17 protein-coding genes are annotated in these 17,172 nt (G+C 35.5%); 14 read left to right on the top strand and 3 right to left on the bottom strand.

Features of this window, described 5'->3' with window-relative positions:
- Positions 1-99: 99 nt before the first annotated feature.
- Complete coding sequence (locus tag RT228_RS09695) at positions 100-717, top strand: hypothetical protein (protein ID WP_313138627.1); 618 nt, start codon at positions 100-102, stop codon at positions 715-717.
- A gap of 17 nt (positions 718-734) precedes the next feature.
- Positions 735-1,982, top strand: coding sequence for a gliding motility-associated C-terminal domain-containing protein (locus RT228_RS09690; RefSeq protein ID WP_313138626.1), 1,248 nt, complete (start codon positions 735-737; stop codon positions 1,980-1,982).
- A gap of 274 nt (positions 1,983-2,256) precedes the next feature.
- Here RT228_RS09690 and RT228_RS09685 read toward each other — a convergent pair whose 3' ends face one another.
- A complete protein-coding gene (locus RT228_RS09685; protein ID WP_313138625.1) occupies positions 2,257-2,619 on the bottom strand; it encodes a hypothetical protein in 363 nt (120 codons plus the stop codon).
- A gap of 81 nt (positions 2,620-2,700) precedes the next feature.
- On the opposite strand from RT228_RS09685, the gene RT228_RS09680 reads away from it, so the two are divergent.
- On the top strand, positions 2,701-3,180 hold the full coding sequence (locus RT228_RS09680; protein WP_006257655.1) for a GNAT family N-acetyltransferase: 480 nt from the start codon (positions 2,701-2,703) through the stop codon (positions 3,178-3,180).
- A gap of 3 nt (positions 3,181-3,183) precedes the next feature.
- Here RT228_RS09680 and RT228_RS09675 read toward each other — a convergent pair whose 3' ends face one another.
- Together RT228_RS09675 and RT228_RS09670 are read right to left on the bottom strand one after the other, a co-directional pair.
- Entirely contained in the window at positions 3,184-4,410 is a 1,227-nt protein-coding gene (locus RT228_RS09675) for an MDR family MFS transporter (RefSeq protein WP_006262609.1), read from the bottom strand.
- 22 nt (positions 4,411-4,432) lie between these two features.
- On the bottom strand, positions 4,433-5,065 hold the full coding sequence (locus tag RT228_RS09670) for a thymidine kinase (RefSeq protein WP_006266156.1): 633 nt from the start codon (positions 5,063-5,065) through the stop codon (positions 4,433-4,435).
- 102 nt (positions 5,066-5,167) lie between these two features.
- On the opposite strand from RT228_RS09670, the gene RT228_RS09665 reads away from it, so the two are divergent.
- From RT228_RS09665 to RT228_RS09615, 11 genes are all read left to right on the top strand, one after another.
- Entirely contained in the window at positions 5,168-6,523 is a 1,356-nt protein-coding gene (locus RT228_RS09665; RefSeq protein WP_313138624.1) for a hypothetical protein, read from the top strand.
- A 2-nt stretch (positions 6,524-6,525) separates the two neighbouring features.
- Positions 6,526-7,200 (top strand): 16S rRNA (cytidine(1402)-2'-O)-methyltransferase, encoded by a 675-nt coding sequence (gene rsmI / locus RT228_RS09660; RefSeq protein ID WP_313138623.1) that lies wholly within the window; start codon positions 6,526-6,528, stop codon positions 7,198-7,200.
- Positions 7,201-7,979: 779 nt separating this feature from the next.
- Complete coding sequence (locus tag RT228_RS09655; RefSeq protein WP_006257649.1) at positions 7,980-8,402, top strand: OsmC family protein; 423 nt, start codon at positions 7,980-7,982, stop codon at positions 8,400-8,402.
- Positions 8,403-8,405: 3 nt separating this feature from the next.
- A complete protein-coding gene (recJ, locus tag RT228_RS09650) occupies positions 8,406-10,109 on the top strand; it encodes a single-stranded-DNA-specific exonuclease RecJ (RefSeq protein ID WP_259637995.1) in 1,704 nt (567 codons plus the stop codon).
- A 62-nt stretch (positions 10,110-10,171) separates the two neighbouring features.
- Positions 10,172-11,161: an aspartate-semialdehyde dehydrogenase gene (locus RT228_RS09645; protein WP_006257647.1), complete on the top strand. Its 990-nt coding sequence runs from the start codon at positions 10,172-10,174 to the stop codon at positions 11,159-11,161.
- Positions 11,162-11,356: 195 nt separating this feature from the next.
- Positions 11,357-12,016 carry a response regulator gene (locus RT228_RS09640; RefSeq protein WP_006262614.1) on the top strand — a complete coding sequence of 220 codons (660 nt, stop codon included), beginning with the start codon at positions 11,357-11,359 and terminating at the stop codon, positions 12,014-12,016.
- Positions 12,017-12,167: 151 nt separating this feature from the next.
- Positions 12,168-13,586 carry an MBL fold metallo-hydrolase gene (locus tag RT228_RS09635; protein ID WP_071307119.1) on the top strand — a complete coding sequence of 473 codons (1,419 nt, stop codon included), beginning with the start codon at positions 12,168-12,170 and terminating at the stop codon, positions 13,584-13,586.
- A 161-nt stretch (positions 13,587-13,747) separates the two neighbouring features.
- Positions 13,748-14,599 (top strand): prephenate dehydrogenase, encoded by an 852-nt coding sequence (locus RT228_RS09630; protein WP_313138622.1) that lies wholly within the window; start codon positions 13,748-13,750, stop codon positions 14,597-14,599.
- 63 nt (positions 14,600-14,662) lie between these two features.
- Positions 14,663-14,950: a Dabb family protein gene (locus RT228_RS09625; protein WP_071307121.1), complete on the top strand. Its 288-nt coding sequence runs from the start codon at positions 14,663-14,665 to the stop codon at positions 14,948-14,950.
- A 208-nt stretch (positions 14,951-15,158) separates the two neighbouring features.
- Positions 15,159-15,974 (top strand): hypothetical protein, encoded by an 816-nt coding sequence (locus tag RT228_RS09620; RefSeq protein ID WP_313138621.1) that lies wholly within the window; start codon positions 15,159-15,161, stop codon positions 15,972-15,974.
- 106 nt (positions 15,975-16,080) lie between these two features.
- Complete coding sequence (locus tag RT228_RS09615; protein ID WP_313138620.1) at positions 16,081-17,124, top strand: hypothetical protein; 1,044 nt, start codon at positions 16,081-16,083, stop codon at positions 17,122-17,124.
- Positions 17,125-17,172: the final 48 nt, after the last annotated feature.

The following is a 17,172-nucleotide window of genomic DNA, read 5'->3' as shown; positions in this document are numbered from 1 at the left end:
AATATAGACAAGCAAACAAACAATAATCAAACAACTCACACCACACTGTGCGAGTCTTGTATTGAGACTCGCACTTTTTTTTCAATTACTTAAAGATAAATGATGAAGCAATTATATTTCGCAATGCTTGCTGTGCTATTCAGCGCTCTAAGTTTTGCACAAACTAAGATTGGTACATCACCTGATATAAATAAGGATGCCATGCTAGAAGTAGAGTCTACTGATAAGGGGTTATTACTACCTAGAGTAGAGCTTACATCCACTACACTAGCGAATCCTTTAAGTGCCCACGTAGCGGGTATGACTGTGTATAATACGAAGGCAGTTAATGATGTAGTCGTGGGGTTCTATTATAATGATGGAACGAAATGGCAACAAATGGTAACCAAAGATTATAAAGCTGTGAAGTTCTTCTATATGCCTTCTATTGTATTTGATACTTCAGAAGACAGAGTAGGACAAACGATGAACTTATTTGAAGAATATAAGAAGCAATTCTCTTTACAGAACAGTAATCACTTTGTCAGTGAAGGAGCTCCTACTACAGGTATCCCTTATTTTGAGAAGCCGACAGACTTATACTATTATGTGACGAGTTATGATACAGATGTGTTTACGATAAAGTCAATATCTAAAGAAGGTGTGATGACTTATGATGTAAAGGCAGCAGCTACAGACTGTACGATTATGAATATCATATTCGTAGTGAAAGACTAATACTAGCTATAGAAGAAATGAAGATATATTTGAGATTATTACTGTGTATGGTGATGCTACCGACTATAATTTATAGTCAGGCAGTGAATAAAGGTATGTTTTATATTAAACCGGGTTCTATGGTCTCTGTATATTATACGCTGGAGAACCAAGGAGAAGGAGATTTTAAAAATAACGGTGAACTTTACTTACATCGTGACCTTGTGAATAACGGTAAAATATTTGACTATAAAGGAAATACCCCTCAGGGGAAGACCTTTCTTATCGGAACTGCGAAACAAACTATAGAAGGACAGACAGGAACTCATTTTAATACCTTGATTCTAAATAATCCTGTAAGGGATAGAGCTTTTGATATCAAGACTGCTGTAAGTATTGCAGGAGCAGTAGAGTTTACTCAGGGTATCGCTAAGGTAGATTCTCTTCAAGGAGCTTTTACCTTCTTAAATAAATCTAAGGTTCTTCAGGTCAGTGATGCCTCTCATATCGAAGGAGAAGTAGAGAAAGAAGGAAACGAGGAGTTCATCTATCCTAAAGGGGATAAAGGATTCTATAGACAAGCAATAATATCAGCTCCTAAGCATCAGAAAGATATCTTCGTGGGAAAATATAGCTTAGACGACAAGCAGTTCTTCAAAGTCCGTAAGGCAGGTTCTGGTATAGTTGATAAGATTAATACGAGAGAATATTGGCTGATAGAACATTCACAGACCACAGCGAGTAATATTGTGCTTACGCTGACTTGGGATGAGCGTACCACCCCTAAAGAGATTTATGAGCATGCAACTGATAATTTGCATATTTTGAGATGGGATGCCATAGAGCAGTTATGGGTAGATGAAGGGGGGATAGTAGACTTAGAGAATAAGACTGTGACTACACCTACGTCATTAGAGAAGTACGGTTTCTTTACACTAGGGACAGTGAGAACAGATAAGATGTTGAAGGGAGATGTAGTGATCTATAACTTCGTCAGTGCGAATGGTGATGGAGACAATGATTACTTCAGAATAGACAATATCCAACGATATCCAAATAACCGTGTCGAAATATTTAATCGATGGGGTGTTAAGGTATACGAGACTGCAAATTATAACAGTAATGGTAACGTGTTTAGAGGCTATTCTGATGGTCGAGTGACGATAAAGAAGAATGAACTATTGCCGACAGGTACCTATTTTTATATTGTCTCTTATGAGTATAAAGATGATAGAGGATCTAGTATGATTAAGAAAACGGGATACCTCCACTTAGAAATAAACTAATTCAATGAATAGAAATATTGTTGAGATTTTTTATATTACCTTACCGTAGTTAGAGAGAGCTAAGACATTGTGTTTTGGCTCTTTTTTTTGTTGTAGAATACAGAAGAATGCGATAATGTAGTAAAACAAATAATATCAGAAAGGATACTGTATGTTAAATATTTGATTATTATACTAAATTGTTAAGAAAAAGTATCTTTTTAATCTATGTGCCTAAGCTTATCTTTGTATAGTATATAATAGAAATGTGGTCGTTATATAAGAATAAAGAACACTATACTATAGGAGGAGGATCTACTAAGGGTATATGTGGTGTTGAATGGATGACATGTTTATAATAGAAGGGACTGTAGTGATAAGTAACTTTTTGTTTTGTATAGACTGCTAATTCTAATTGATTAATAAAGAAAGTTTCGCAGGCTATTGTAGTTACTTTATGTGTATCAGTATCCTTTGTATCAGGATTAGATGAGTGTGATGTGTTTTTATACACAGTGTACACATACATATTAGCAGTAGGACAGTACATTAATTTTTTGTCACAAGTCTGCTCCACAGCGAAGTTTATCTTCTCTGCGCCGAATAAGGCAAAAATGATAATGAGTAGCCAGGCTATATGTCTGTTATAAAGATTCATCTAGTCACAAATATATTTGTTTCTATAGAACTTTATAGAGCAGTTGTTAAATAAGAAAGGTTTTTTAACATATTTTGAATAATGAAAGAGAAAGTTTTATTTTTTGAAGTCTTAACACAAGAGGAGGCAGTAGAAATAGCTTATAATTGGAAGTATGAAGGAATATTGAGCTTTTATAATATGACCTCAGATTTAGAGGACTTACACGATTTTTTAGACGAGAATGTAAGAGGACAGAATACCTTCAGTGTACGTACTCCACGAGAGAAGGATATTATAGCCTACTTTTATTATGACTTAGTAGATCATAATACAGCAGAAGTCATATTAGGTATCAACCCGATCCACCTTCATAAAGGATATGGAAGGGAGATTATACAGTATGCAGAAGAAGCTCTACACAAGCGAAAAGCTGTGGAGAAAATAACTGTTGCTGTAGCGAAGTTTAATACTTTAGGAGTTGACTTCTATCAAAACCTTGGATACGCTAGCGTAGGTAAATTTGAGAATTATACTAATGGTGGGCTGTATACATTCTTAAAAATGGAGAAGAAACTATAATGTTTATTCTTCTGCCATTTTTTTGACAGAATAGTTTAGCCCTAGAGCAGCTATGATTACTAATGCAGCTGTACCTAACCATAAGACATCATATCCTAGTGTAGAAGCTACCTTTGTCCCTAGGATAGGTGAAATAATAAATCCGATAGCGAAGGTCAACCCATTCACGCCCATATAAGCACCTTTATTCTTACTACCAGCACGCATCGCTGTCACCGTAGAGGTAAATGGCATTGCTAGCATCTCAGAGACACATAAGATCGTCATAGATATATAGATAGAGATATAACTGTGGTCAAAAGCTAACATTCCGTATCCTAAGGCACTAATCATAACCCCGTAGAAGATAGTCTGTCTGATCGTAAAGAATTTTTCTGCGACATGCACTAATAACATCTCTGTTAAAAAGATTAATAGTCCACTGTACCCTAAGATAAGCCCTATCTCTACTTCATCCAGTCCTACAGCTTTCTCATAGAATATAGGTAGTGTACTTAATAGTTGTAAGAAGGCAATAGAGTATAACGTACAGAATACACTGTATATTAAGAACATCTTATCCTTATATGGAGATTTATTAGAGACATCTTCTATCTCATTCAGCTCGGTGATATCTTCTTGTTCTAATAATAATTCTTTGTTCGTCTTTCTATTTCTAAAGAAGTAGATAAATACGACAGCTGCTAGAAACGCCGCAGTAGCATTCACGTAGAATAATAGCGCATACGATATCGCAGCTAGAATACCTCCCATAGCAGGACCTATAGAGAACCCTAAGTTCACTGCCATTCTATTTAGAGAGAAGGCACGGGTGATATTCTCTGGTTTAGCATACATGGTTATGGCTACAGAGTTCGCCGGTCTAAACATTTCACTGACTGCACTCTGTAATAACATCATCAGTGCTAGACTGACTACAGACGTGAAGTGTGGTAACATGATAAATACTGGAATACTACCTATTAAGCTCAAGTACTGTACTTTATAGTTACCTATTTTATCAGTTACCCATCCGCCTACTGTAGTTCCTATAATAGAACCTACCCCAAAACAAGCTAATACATATCCTGTCTGTTCTTGACTAAAGTGGAGTTCTTTCGTCATATATACACCTAAGAATGGCAATACCATGGACCCCGATCTATTGATTAACATTACAATTGCTAGCATCCACGATGCTGATGATAGACCTTTGTAAGAGTCGATATAGATTTGAGCTATTTTTTTCATAGGTGTGGTAGTCGTTAAAGTATTATTCTATTTGTTCTGGTGGTATTGTATTTTGTTTTTCTGATTTTGATATATCTACACCTCTCAGTGCATTAAAATAAGCTGCTCTACTCAGCGGCTCGTATTCTTGTGTTTCTCCTAGCATGACGATATCCTCACTAGCAGCCTTTCTGAAGCTATAATTAGCTAGATTTCCTGATCTAGTACAGATAGCATGTACCTTAGTCACATACTCTGCAGTAGCCATTAGGTAAGGCATTGGTCCAAAGGGATTTCCTTTAAAGTCCATATCTAGCCCCGCTACGATCACTCTGATGCCCGAGTTCGCAAGGTCATTACATACTCTGACAATCTCTTCATCGAAGAATTGGGCTTCATCTATTCCTACCACATCACATCCATCAGCTAATAATCTGATATGTGCTGCAGAGGGTACAGGCGTAGACCTAATCTCATTAGAATCATGAGATACGACGAATTCATCGTGATATCTTGTATCGATAGCAGGTTTAAAAATTTCGACTTTTTGTTTGGCAAATTTGGCTCTTTTCAGTCTGCGAATCAGTTCTTCAGTCTTACCAGAGAACATAGAACCACAGATAACTTCGATCCAACCAAATTGTTCTTTGTTATTAACGGGATTTTCGAGAAACATTTTGTAAATTTCAAGCTGAAACCAGCGGTTTTTTCTGTTATTTTTGTATGGAGCAAATTTATCAAAAAAAGCTCGTCAATTTACTAATGCAAAATAAAAGTTATGAAGAAAGTCTTAGAAGGAGAGTTGTTAAGTCTGGCTCATCGTGTATTACAATTGAAAGACAAGGAAGTAGATAGTTTATATAGAGAAGCTAAAGAATTATATGAGAAGCTTACCATCTTAAAATTCTATCAAGATCATTTTGAAGCAGGATTAATCAAAGAAGTTTCTCCTGAGCAATTGGACGATGCGCTAAAAGCCATGGCGATTAATGATTCGAATTCAAATACTGTAGATGAGGTAGTACGTCACCAGATGCCTATAGATCTGGTGGAAGAAGAATATCCTATCGTTGCAGAAACTGAAAAAGAGGCAATTAATACTATAGATGATAGCCTTCTTGCGGATAAAGTGAATAAAATAGCACCTGAAGTGGTAGAAGAACCTTCTATTATTCAGAAAGCTGTAGTCTATGACGAACCATTTATTACAGAGGTGTATATAGATGATAGTGCTAATGAAGCGGATGATGCTCAACTTCATCATTATCTAGATCAACACGAAGCGATGCTAAAACAGCTAGACGAACGTGAAGTAATCGCTAATTTCGCAGTAGAAAACCCTGTAGTAGAACAAGAAGTAAAAGTAGAGGTAGAAGAAGACAACGATGATATCGAAGTAACTACTTTCTATGAAGAAGAAGTTGTGGTAAAGGAGGAGGTGATAGAAACACCAGTACCACCTATTGTAGAAGCGACTAAAGAGGAGAGCATTGAGGAGGCATTAGTAAATATAAACCAACATTTCGCTCCTGCTAAAATAGAAGAAACAATAGAAGAGACGACGATTACTTCTACCTATAAAGTAGAAGAAGAAGTAAAAACAATAACAGAGAATAAACCGAATACGGATGATCCTTTCTTTGGATTCGACTTCAGTGATGTAGAGTTTGTAAGAGTAGAGGATGTAGATAAGCAAGAGGTACAGAAGTTTGAGACAGATTTTGTACCTAAAGAACCTGTTGTAGAAGCTAGCTTTACACAACCAGAACCTATCGCTCCTGTAGAACAACACATCGAGCCAACTGTAGAAACTCCTGTACCGCAGAGTACACTATTTAATGTAGAGCACACTTCTGTACGCGAGCCAAAGATCAATAAGCCTAAATCTATTAATGATATATATAGTTCTACTATCGTAGTAGGCTTGAATGACCGTATTGCTTTCGAGAGACATTTGTTTAATGGAAGTGCAGAAGACTTTAATAGAGTATTGTCACAGTTAAATACAGTGAGTTCTTTTGACGAAGCGAATAGTCTAATCGATCATTTAGTAAAACCAGAATACAATAACTGGGAAGGAAAAGAAGAATACGAAGAACGCTTTATGACGTTAGTAGAAAAACGTTTTATATAATTATGGGGAAACTTTACTTGGTACCTACACCAATTGGAAATTTAGAAGATATGACGTATCGTGCAATAAAAGTATTGCAAGAGGTAGATTATATCTTAGCAGAAGACACACGTAATAGTGGAAAACTATTAAAACATTTTGAAATCTCTACACCGATGTTTAGTCATCACATGCATAATGAGCATAAAACTGTAGAAGGATTAGTAAAGAGAATGCAAGCAGGAGAGACCTTCGCACTGGTATCAGATGCAGGTACACCAGCTATCTCTGATCCAGGATTTTTATTGACACGTGCGTGTGTAGAGCAGGGTGTAGAAGTAGAGTGTCTACCAGGGGCTACAGCATTCGTACCTGCATTAGTGAATAGTGGTTTGCCGAATGATAAGTTTGTCTTTGAAGGGTTTTTACCTGACAAGAAAGGAAGACAGACGAGATATCTAATCCTAGCAGAAGAGACTAGAACGATGATCCTTTATGTATCTCCTCATAAGTTAGTAAAGACCTTAGGAGAATTTAAAGAATACTTCGGTGAAGATAGACAAGTATCTGTCTCTAGAGAATTGTCTAAATTACACGAAGAGACTGTAAGAGGTACAGTGGTAGAAGTGTTAGCGCACTTCGAAGCGAAGCCTCCTAAAGGAGAGATTGTAGTGATCGTAGCTGGAAAAAGTAAATAATAAATAACCACCTGCCTTAGCAGATAGGTTATTACAGTATAGAGAATTGCCCGTAGCAGATTGCTATGGGCAATTTTTTTGTTTAAAAACGAGTGATGTGTTTTGTGGTGAACTTAGTCTAATAGTTTAGTTTCTGATAAGAAAGAGCAACCTCTTCAATACCGCTACAAGATTTCTTCAACAGTTCTTCAAGAAAGAGGCTTCTAACTAGAGCAATCTTGGGGAAATGTTGAAGAAGTGTTGAAGAGAATGCTAGTAATGCTTGTATTCAGTGACTTGAGTAGTAATAGACGTTAGATTGTTTTATAATCTGATTATTTGTTAATGTATTGATTTTTAAGTTGATATTCGATTTTGTTCACAGTATGAGGTGTAAAAAAGTGAGCTTTTTTTATGTTTTTTTGCTAGGATACGGTTTTTTAGTTAGTATTTTGATTTAAAATTACCCATAAAAGACATTCTATTAAGTAAAAGAGCTTCTTTTGAGGTAATAAAAGAGGATATTTAGCCAAATAAAGAGTTTTAGACTAAAAAAAAGAATATGCATATAAAGGACTGTTTATATCGTTGTACTTTATCTTGTTATGTACATATTGTCTTGTATAGAGTGAAGTGCAGTATAGAGCTTGTCTGTTTAGCGAATAATTTTGTTACAAGGATAAATAGTTAGACTATATAAGATAGTGAGAGCAGGGTTGAGCATTAGATTCTCTTTTTGCGTCTTCTTTAACTAGTGAACATTGATTTTTTTTTGATACATTTGATAAAAACAGAACATTATGTCACATAAAGTAACTACAAGTTGGATAGAAAACATGCAATTCGAATCAACTAATCCAAGTGGAGGAACGATTAGAATAGATGCAGGCCCTGAAAATGGAGGAGATAATAAAGGTCTAAGACCTAAAGCATTAATGCTATCTGCTCTAGCAGGATGTTCAGGATTAGACGTAGCATCACTGATTAAGAAAATGAGATTAGATGTTGCTGATTTTAAAATAGAGACAGAAGGATTACTTACAGATGCAGACCCAGCTACTTATCATACTGTGATAGTAGAGTATCACTTCTATGGTGCTAATCTAGATGAGGCGAAGCTAAAAAAAGCAGTTGATTTATCGATCGAGAAGTATTGTGGTGTAATGGATATGTTTAAAGAATTTGCTGAAGTTAAAACTAGTATTCATTATCATAAAGAGTAATTAATGCGCTGGTATTTAAAACAAGATCCAGATGAAAAAATAGTTGCTCATTTACAAGAAGTTTTAGGTGTAGATCCTATAGTAGGGAGGTTATTAGCACAGCGTGGGATAGAGACCTTCGAAGCTGCTAAGAAATTCTTTAGACCTTCTTTAGAAGATTTGCACGACCCCTTTCTGATGGCAGATATGACAGAGGCTGTCCATCGCATTCTAAACGCGATTAAGAATCGAGAATCTATCTTGGTTTTCGGTGATTACGATGTGGATGGAACTACGTCTGTCGCCTTAATGTATTCCTATTTAAAGAGCTTAGGTGCTCAGGTAGATACGTATATTCCAGATCGATATAATGAAGGATATGGTATATCGTATCAAGGGATAGATTATGCTATAACGCAAGGTATCCATCTAATCATAGCTCTAGACTGTGGTATAAAGTCTATAGAGCACATACAGTATGCTAAAGAGAAAGGTGTTGATTTTATAATATGTGATCATCACTTACCTGGAGAGATTATTCCTGATGCAGTAGCCGTGTTAGATCCTAAACGCGTAGACTGCTTATATCCCTATAAGGAGTTATGTGGATGTGGTGTAGGATTTAAGTTGATTCAGGCATTAAATACGATTCAGGGACTTCCTTTCGCCTCTATAGAACACTATCTAGATCTAGTAGCTACTGCTATCGCAGCAGATGTAGTGCCGATCACAGGAGAGAATAGAGTATTGGCGTACTATGGACTTAAGGTGATTAATGAAAGCCCACGTCCTGGTATAAAAGCATTGATGAAGTTATATGACTTAACTACATATACGATGACAGATATAGTATTTAAGTTAGCTCCTAAAATCAATGCGGCTGGAAGAATAGAACATGGTAACTTTACTGTAGATCTATTGACAGAAGCTACTGAAGAAGGGGCAAATATGACTGTCGAGAAAATCGTAAATATCAATGAAGAGCGCAAGTCGCTAGACCAAGGTATAACGGAAGAAGCGCTTAAACAGATCATCGATCAAAAATTAATTAACTCAAAGAGTACCGTAGTGTATAGCCCATCTTGGCATAAGGGGGTGATCGGTATCGTGGCTTCTCGTCTTATCGATACGTATTATAGACCGACTATTGTGTTTACAGATAGTGGGGATTACCTAGCTGCATCAGCGCGCTCTGTTAAGAACTTTGATATCTATCAGGCTCTTGAGAAGTGCTCTGAACATCTTATTCAGTTCGGGGGGCATATGTATGCTGCTGGGTTGACAATAAAGAAAGAGAATCTAGAGGCTTTTAGACAAAAGTTTGAAGAAGTAGTAGCAAGTACGATTGAGGAGACTGACCTTATACCTGAGATCGAAATAGATGCTAAGATTCAGTTCTCAGAGATTACAGATAAATTTCTGCGTATTTTAAAGCAGTTTGAACCTTTTGGCCCTGGTAATCCTAGTCCTTGTTTCTTGACGAAAGAGGTCTTCGATACAGGATATGCAAAATTAGCAGGAGCAAGAGGAGAACATCTAAAAGTAAGCTTTAAGCAGAGAAGAAATCCTGGATATAAGTTTAGTGCAATAGGTTTTAACCTAGGTGCTCAGTATGAGAATGTGAAGGATAAGCAGCACGTAGACATCATTTATTCTATCGAGGAGAACAACTGGAGAAATAAAACTACTATTCAGTTGCAAATAAAAGACCTACAGTTGTCTTGGTAATTGAATAAAGTGTTATTTTTATCCTTGATTAAAACTATTTATCAATCCTAATTTTATAAAAAATGAAAATCGCAGTAGTAGGCGCTACCGGTATGGTAGGTGAAATCATGCTAAAAGTATTAGCGGAGAGAAATTTTCCTGTAACAGAATTAATTCCTGTGGCTTCTGAGAAGTCTGTAGGTAAGGAAGTGGAATTTAAGGGTAAGAAGTATACCATAAAGTCCATGGAAGAAGCTGTTATGATGAAGCCGGATATTGCTTTATTTTCAGCAGGAGGAAGTATTTCTCTAGAGTGTGCACCGAAGTTCGCTGAGGTAGGTACTACAGTTATAGATAATTCGTCGGCATGGAGAATGGATCCAACGAAGAAGTTAATCGTACCAGAGATTAATGCTGATTCATTGACTAAAGAAGATAAAATTATTGCTAACCCTAACTGTTCTACTATTCAGTTAGTGATGGCATTATCTCCTTTACACAAGCAATACGGGATTAAGAGAGTGGTAGTATCAACGTATCAGTCTATTACTGGTACAGGTGTGAAAGCTGTAAAACAGTTAGAGAATGAGTATAAGGATGTAAAAGGGGATATGGCTTATAATTATCCTATTCACCGCAACGCTATCCCTCACTGTGATGTGTTCGAAGATAATGGATACACTAAAGAGGAGATGAAGTTAGTCAAAGAAACGAAGAAGATTCTTAGAGATGATACTGTATTAGTAACGGCTACAGCTGTGCGTATCCCTGTAGTGGGAGGCCATAGTGAGACTGTGAATATAGAGTTTGAAAAAGACTTTGATTTAGGAGATATTAGACAGATTCTTCACCAGACTCCTGGTATCACTGTACAAGATAATACAGATACAAATACATATCCAATGCCACTATATGCAGAGGGGAAAGACGATGTGTTCGTAGGACGTATCAGAAGAGATGAGAGCCAAAAAAACACTGTGAATATGTGGATCGTAGCAGATAACCTTAGAAAAGGAGCTGCAACAAATACAGTACAGATTGCGGAGTACCTAGTGGCTAATAAGCTAGTATAATCCATTAAAATAAAGATATATAAAGCATCAAGTGTATTACTTGGTGCTTTTTTTGTATATTGAATCTTATCATTTTGTACTTTTATGTAGATTGTTGATATTTTGTGTATAAAAAGTTGTAACTTATCACAAATAAGTATTTTTATACTAGTTTAATGTTTAAATTTGTAGTATGATTCTCAAAACTAGATTATTATGTGCAGAATACTGTTAGTAGATGACCATCCTCTTATCGTAGAAGGATATGTGTTGGCTCTCTCTAAAGATAAATTAGGACTCGGAGAGGTTGTCTTTGAAAAGTCATTTGACTGTTTGACTGCTAAAGAAACTATAGATGCTGCCGTTGAACGAGGTGATTTATTTGATCTTGCTATTGTTGACTTTTCTTTACCAAGTAAGGAAGGAGCACTACTAAGAGATGGAGGAGATATAGTAGCCTATATAAAGAAAGAAATGCCTTACTGTAAGACCATCATCTTGACTGGTCATACAGAAGTGATAACGATTTACAATATCGTTAAAAACATTAGGCCTGATGGGTTAGTAAGCAAGCATGAGATTACACCTGATAACTTATTAGATATCGTTAAACGCGTATTAACAGGTGATCGTTATCAGAGTGATATCGTGAAGCACTGCTTAAATGAAATAGTAAGAAAGGAAGTGATGTATGATGATTACAATAGAGAGATTCTAGTATTGTTATCTAAAGGATATAAATTACAAGAATTAGAAAATCATATTCCTCTCTCTAATCCTGCTATCAAAAAAAGATTAGCAAAGATGAAGCATGTATTCGAAGTGTCAGATACCGCTAATCTAATACAACTGGTACTAAAAGAAGGTTTCGTATAAGAAATAAAAAAGCACTCTGTATGGAGTGCTTTTTGTTTATTAAAGGGTATCGTTCTTTTATTTTTAACTGTAATTATTTGGATCTATGATATTTGTCATTTTTTTACTAAGTGATCAATAGTACTTTTAATCTCGAAAAAAAAAGTAAGATATGAAAATAGAACAGATATATACAGGCTGTATTGCACATGCTGCTTATTATGTAGAGAGTAATGGTGAGGCGGCTATATTTGACCCTCTTCGAGATGTAGAGCCTTATCTAGAAAGAGCTAAAAGTGATGATGCAGTAATTAAGTATGTATTCGAAACACACTTTCATGCAGACTTTGTGAGTGGACACCTTGATATTATGGAGAAGACAGGAGCTAAGATTGTCTTCGGACCTACTGCAGCTCCTAGTTATGAGGCTGTTATAGCAGAAGATAATCAAGTGTTTAAGCTAGGGGATATTCAGATAAAAGTATTACATACTCCGGGGCATACGATGGAGAGTAGTACTTATCTTATTATAGATGAAGAGGGCAAAGAGCACGCTATCATTAGTGGAGATACACTATTCATCGGAGATGTAGGTCGTCCTGACCTAGTGCAATTAGTCAAATCTGAGATTACAGAAGAAATTTTGGCTAGGCATTTATTCCAATCACTTCGCAATAAAATCATGGTACTACCAGATGAGGTAATCGTGTATCCTAATCATGGTGCAGGGTCTGCCTGTGGTAAGAATATGAGTAAGGAAACTGTAGATACCTTAGGTAATCAGAAGAAGACTAACTATGCGCTACGTGCTGATATGACAGAAGATGAGTTCGTAGTAGAGTTATTAACAGGATTAGCAACACCACCTCAGTATTTCCCGAAAAATGTGTTGATGAATATCACAGGGTACGAGCAGCTAGATACAATCTTAGATAGAGGTAAAACACCGATGAGTATAGAGGCTGTGAAGGAACAGATGAAGAAGAAAGAAGTGATTCTGTTAGATACACGTATGCCACAGGCGTTCTCAGAGGGCTTTGTACCTAGTAGTATTAATATCGGATTAAACGGTCAGTTCGCTGTTTGGGTAGGTGAGTTGATAAAAGATATAAAAGCACCTATTGTTTTAATCACGGAGCCAGGGAAAGAAGAGGAGAGTATGATTCGTCTATCACGTGTGGGGTATGATAATACGATAGGGTACCTGGAAGGCGGAATAGAAGCTTGGAAGAATGCAGGTGAGCCTATTCATACTATTACTCGTGTAACGCCTCAAGAGATGGATAGACTGTATCTAGAGGATAAAGGAGTATTGTTAGACGTACGTAAGATAAATGAGTTTAGATCAGAGCATTTAGAAGATTCGGTGAGTCTTCCTCTGAATGAATTAGAAGATAAAATAGATGTGATGTCAAAAGAGAAGAAATATATCATCTACTGTGCTGGAGGGTATAGAAGTATGATGGCTGCATCGATATTATATAAGTATGGAATTACGAATCTAGTGGATGTGTTAGGGGGATACAACGCAATAAGTAAGGAGAGTACACTAGACCATACAGACTTTGTGTGTCCTACATCTATGTTATAACTGTAGTAACATTGTTCTCAATATCGGTTATAAAGGTTAGTTAGTTTAGGTGTTGATCAAACACAAACGAGAACAAAAGTTAAAAAAGTTAAAAAAAAGAGAAGAAATTATGCTGAAACAAAGTAGGTATTTATAGCTTTGTTTATCATAATAGACGTAATATGGCAAAAATAGTAGGATTAGTAGGTGTAGGACTAATCGGAGGATCTATTGTTTTAGATCTAAAAGAAAAAGGTTTTGTAACGAAGGTATTGGCTTCAGATTTATCTGAGCGCAATGCTAGTAAGGCATTAGAACTACGTATCGCAGATGAGATCGTAGAACTAGATACTTTAATAGAAAAATCAGATATTATCATTATAGCGACACCGGTGAATGCGAGTGTAAAACTGGTGTCGTATGTGTTAGACAGAATAGGAGATGGGCAATATGTAATGGACGTGGGATCTACGAAGTCTTTATTAGAAAAAGAGATAGAAGGACATAACAGAAGAGGACAATTCGTAGCTACACATCCGATGGCTGGTACAGAGTTTAGTGGGCCTGAAGCTGCGTTTAAAGGGTTGTTTAAAGATAGGGTAGCGATCATCTGTAATCCTGAGAAGTCTAATCCTAAAGCATTAAATGCGATATCTGAACTGTATTATCACTTAGAGATGCGCATGATCTTAATGGATGCTGACTCGCACGATGAACATGTGGGGTATGTGTCTCATCTATCTCATGCGATATCTTATGCGCTAGCAGTAGCGGTCTTAGACAAAGAGAAAGATGACACAGCTATCTTTAATTTAGCTGCAGGAGGATTTGCTTCTACAGTTAGATTAGCGAAGAGTTCTGTAGATATGTGGTTGCCTATCTTTGAACAGAATGCAGAACATGTATTGCCGATTTTAGATACATATCTAGAGAAGTTAACTCAGTTCAAGACATATTTAGAAGCAGGTGATACTAAGGGGTTAGCTGGTTTTATAGCTGAGGCTAATCGCATAAAGGCTAAATTGAAAAAATAAGTAGATAGTGCTTGATATAAAGCAGTTTTGATTAACTTGTTAGTTCAATAAAAAATAGAGATTATGATTACACATATAGTGATGTGGAGGCTGAAAGATGAAAATAAGGAAGCCAATAAATTAGAAATAAAACGACTATTAGAAGATTTAAAAGGAAAGATAGAGGTACTAGAGTCTATCGCTGTATCATTTAATGATCCTCAAGCAGACCCTAAAAACTTTGAAGTGATTTTACATACAACATTTAAGAACCTTCAAGACTTAGATATTTATGCAAAACACCCTGAGCATCTAAAAGTAGTTGATTTTATTAAATCAGTAGTAACAGAGAGAGTAGCCATAGACTACTAGTAATGTATAATAGTACAGCTTTTTTTGTATAAAAAGTTAGTTATTTAGTTATCGATTTTAGTTTAAAAGCAGTTTGTCCAATGTGATAAGCTGCTTTTTTTATTGGTGTAAATAATAGGGTTAAAGACTTAATGTGTGTTTTTTTTAGTTTTTTATTGATATTTTATGTTTAAATTTAACTTAAAATAGTAATTAATTAAAATGTTATATGAAAAGAATAGCTCTGTCATTATTGTGTTTAATGTTGCCTATATTAACGGTTACAGCACAGACTAAAATAGATTTTACAGATATAGAAATTGTCAATCTAGGAGATGGACAACGCTATATAAAAGAAGTTAAGTCATCTACTCCACTTAATGGGAAGAAACGAATCATAAACGGAGTAACCGAACAGTATATAGATGTGGACTTAAAGGATGGTCTGTTAAACGGTAAATGGGAGTACTACGATAAAAGTAAGTTGAAAGAATTACTTAATTTTAAGAATGGCTATATGGATGGCAAGCAACAAGCTTTCTTTGTTGCAACTGGTAAGCCGGAATATGAAGGGAATATGAAGATGGGGAAGAAACACGGAGAGTGGATATACTTCAGTAGTAATGGAAATAAACGTGAGATGGAGGTATATGCGGATAATAGTATGACAAAGCGTGTTACTTACTATACTAGTGGTCAGGTAGAGCAAGAGCGAAACTTTAAACAAGGTAAAGAAGATGGTGTGTCTAAGGCATTTACTAATGAAGGAAAGATGAAGTATGAACGTACATTCGTCAACGGAAAACAGATTGGTAAAGAGCGTTCATTAATCTCTTCTAACAGTGGTGATTTCTTTATTACCTGTAATTATAATGACAAAGGGAATAAGGATGGTGACTATAGTGAAGAATGGGCTGATTCTAAAAAGCCAAAAGCTAAAGGAAAATATCTGAATGGACAGAAGGATGGTAAATGGACTGAATGGACTTCTAGAGGAGATGTGAAGAAAGAAGAAACATACAAGAATGGTGCTGTAGTGAATTAGTAAGTAAAACTAACAGTAAAGTATGAATTTAAGAGTGTGTATATCCTTGTTTTTTGGGATGGTATTGATGTTTAGTAGTAATATACTTATTGGTAAGGATCTTGATTTGAAGAGAAATTATAGTTTTGTCGAGAATAAGGATTCTATTGTCATAGCAAAAAAAATAAAACAGCTATATCCTACCTATTCATTTAGGTTTTATGGGGGTGTTAAGCAAGTACCATTTCTAATTGATTATGAAGTAAGATTGGACCCTGATCCTTTTTTTGAACTTAAACTAGCTGATTTTGTTGTAAGAAATAATGAAAAGGTACATATTAAATTTAGTGATTTGCTATTTTCTAATTATAGTAAATTAGCTAGAGGATACCTTTTTTTTCTTCCGATAGAAGATTTACAAGTGTTTACGATAGAAAAAATAAGAGAAGATCTAAAGCAGAGATATCAAGTGACTTACAGTGATGCCGAAAGTATAGTTTATTCTGATGGGGAGAATTATTATTGTGTTTTTTTAAAGCTTCAAAAGAATACAAAAGATTATGTTTTCTATTATGATGATACTGCATCAAAAGGAATGATGAATAAGGATTCTAAGTTTGATTTTATAATTGAAAGTTTGCGAATTCCAAAAGCATTTGTCAATAGTGATAGTCAGGTTTCACTGAATACTTTGAAGCAATATGAAGAAGTATTAACAGATAGAGAATATAATCTGATTAAAGGTGTTAGAAGTATCATACAAAATGATCTCAAAAACCCTAAAAATGGAATAGTAGAAGGTAAAGAGATTATTGCAATTCCCTTAGATAACGCTTTAAGAAGTTTTTGGGAAGAATTAGGTAAACACAATCTTTATGAGAAGTTAGTTTTGGATACTTCTATATTAAAAAATCGTGGACTCGAAGGGCATATTAATGGCGATAAGATAGAGGTTTTTATGAATGAGAAGGATAAAAATTATGTTGTATTATCTTATGTGTCAGAAACAAGTCCGCAAATTAGTTATGTTTTTTTGAGTAAGACAGTATTAGGAGGAAAGGAAGTTCTAGTGATGAGTGACAAAGTAAAAAGCAGTGCTTTATTTTGGATGAAGAAAGGAAAAGCAATGCTTAACCTACGTATGCTAGAGAGTATCTCTGAACTACAATAATATGATAAAATAAAAGCTCTTAGAGATTCTCTAAGAGCTTTTACTATA

It is taken from the genome of Myroides sp., assembly GCF_032073645.1.
Taxonomy (GTDB): Bacteria; Bacteroidota; Bacteroidia; order Flavobacteriales; family Flavobacteriaceae; genus Flavobacterium; species Flavobacterium odoratimimum.
Note: the sequence above shows the minus strand (reverse complement) of the source record. Positions and strands in the feature narration are given on the sequence as shown.

Coding starts and splice junctions, on each gene's coding strand:
- RT228_RS09695 (WP_313138627.1), top strand. CDS start 100: ATGATGAAGCAATTATATTTCGCAATGCTTGCTGTGCTATTCAGCGCT.
- RT228_RS09690 (WP_313138626.1), top strand. CDS start 735: ATGAAGATATATTTGAGATTATTACTGTGTATGGTGATGCTACCGACT.
- RT228_RS09685 (WP_313138625.1), bottom strand. CDS start 2,619: ATGAATCTTTATAACAGACATATAGCCTGGCTACTCATTATCATTTTT.
- RT228_RS09680 (WP_006257655.1), top strand. CDS start 2,701: ATGAAAGAGAAAGTTTTATTTTTTGAAGTCTTAACACAAGAGGAGGCA.
- RT228_RS09675 (WP_006262609.1), bottom strand. CDS start 4,410: ATGAAAAAAATAGCTCAAATCTATATCGACTCTTACAAAGGTCTATCA.
- RT228_RS09670 (WP_006266156.1), bottom strand. CDS start 5,065: ATGTTTCTCGAAAATCCCGTTAATAACAAAGAACAATTTGGTTGGATC.
- RT228_RS09665 (WP_313138624.1), top strand. CDS start 5,168: ATGAAGAAAGTCTTAGAAGGAGAGTTGTTAAGTCTGGCTCATCGTGTA.
- rsmI (WP_313138623.1), top strand. CDS start 6,526: ATGGGGAAACTTTACTTGGTACCTACACCAATTGGAAATTTAGAAGAT.
- RT228_RS09655 (WP_006257649.1), top strand. CDS start 7,980: ATGTCACATAAAGTAACTACAAGTTGGATAGAAAACATGCAATTCGAA.
- recJ (WP_259637995.1), top strand. CDS start 8,406: ATGCGCTGGTATTTAAAACAAGATCCAGATGAAAAAATAGTTGCTCAT.
- RT228_RS09645 (WP_006257647.1), top strand. CDS start 10,172: ATGAAAATCGCAGTAGTAGGCGCTACCGGTATGGTAGGTGAAATCATG.
- RT228_RS09640 (WP_006262614.1), top strand. CDS start 11,357: ATGTGCAGAATACTGTTAGTAGATGACCATCCTCTTATCGTAGAAGGA.
- RT228_RS09635 (WP_071307119.1), top strand. CDS start 12,168: ATGAAAATAGAACAGATATATACAGGCTGTATTGCACATGCTGCTTAT.
- RT228_RS09630 (WP_313138622.1), top strand. CDS start 13,748: ATGGCAAAAATAGTAGGATTAGTAGGTGTAGGACTAATCGGAGGATCT.
- RT228_RS09625 (WP_071307121.1), top strand. CDS start 14,663: ATGATTACACATATAGTGATGTGGAGGCTGAAAGATGAAAATAAGGAA.
- RT228_RS09620 (WP_313138621.1), top strand. CDS start 15,159: ATGAAAAGAATAGCTCTGTCATTATTGTGTTTAATGTTGCCTATATTA.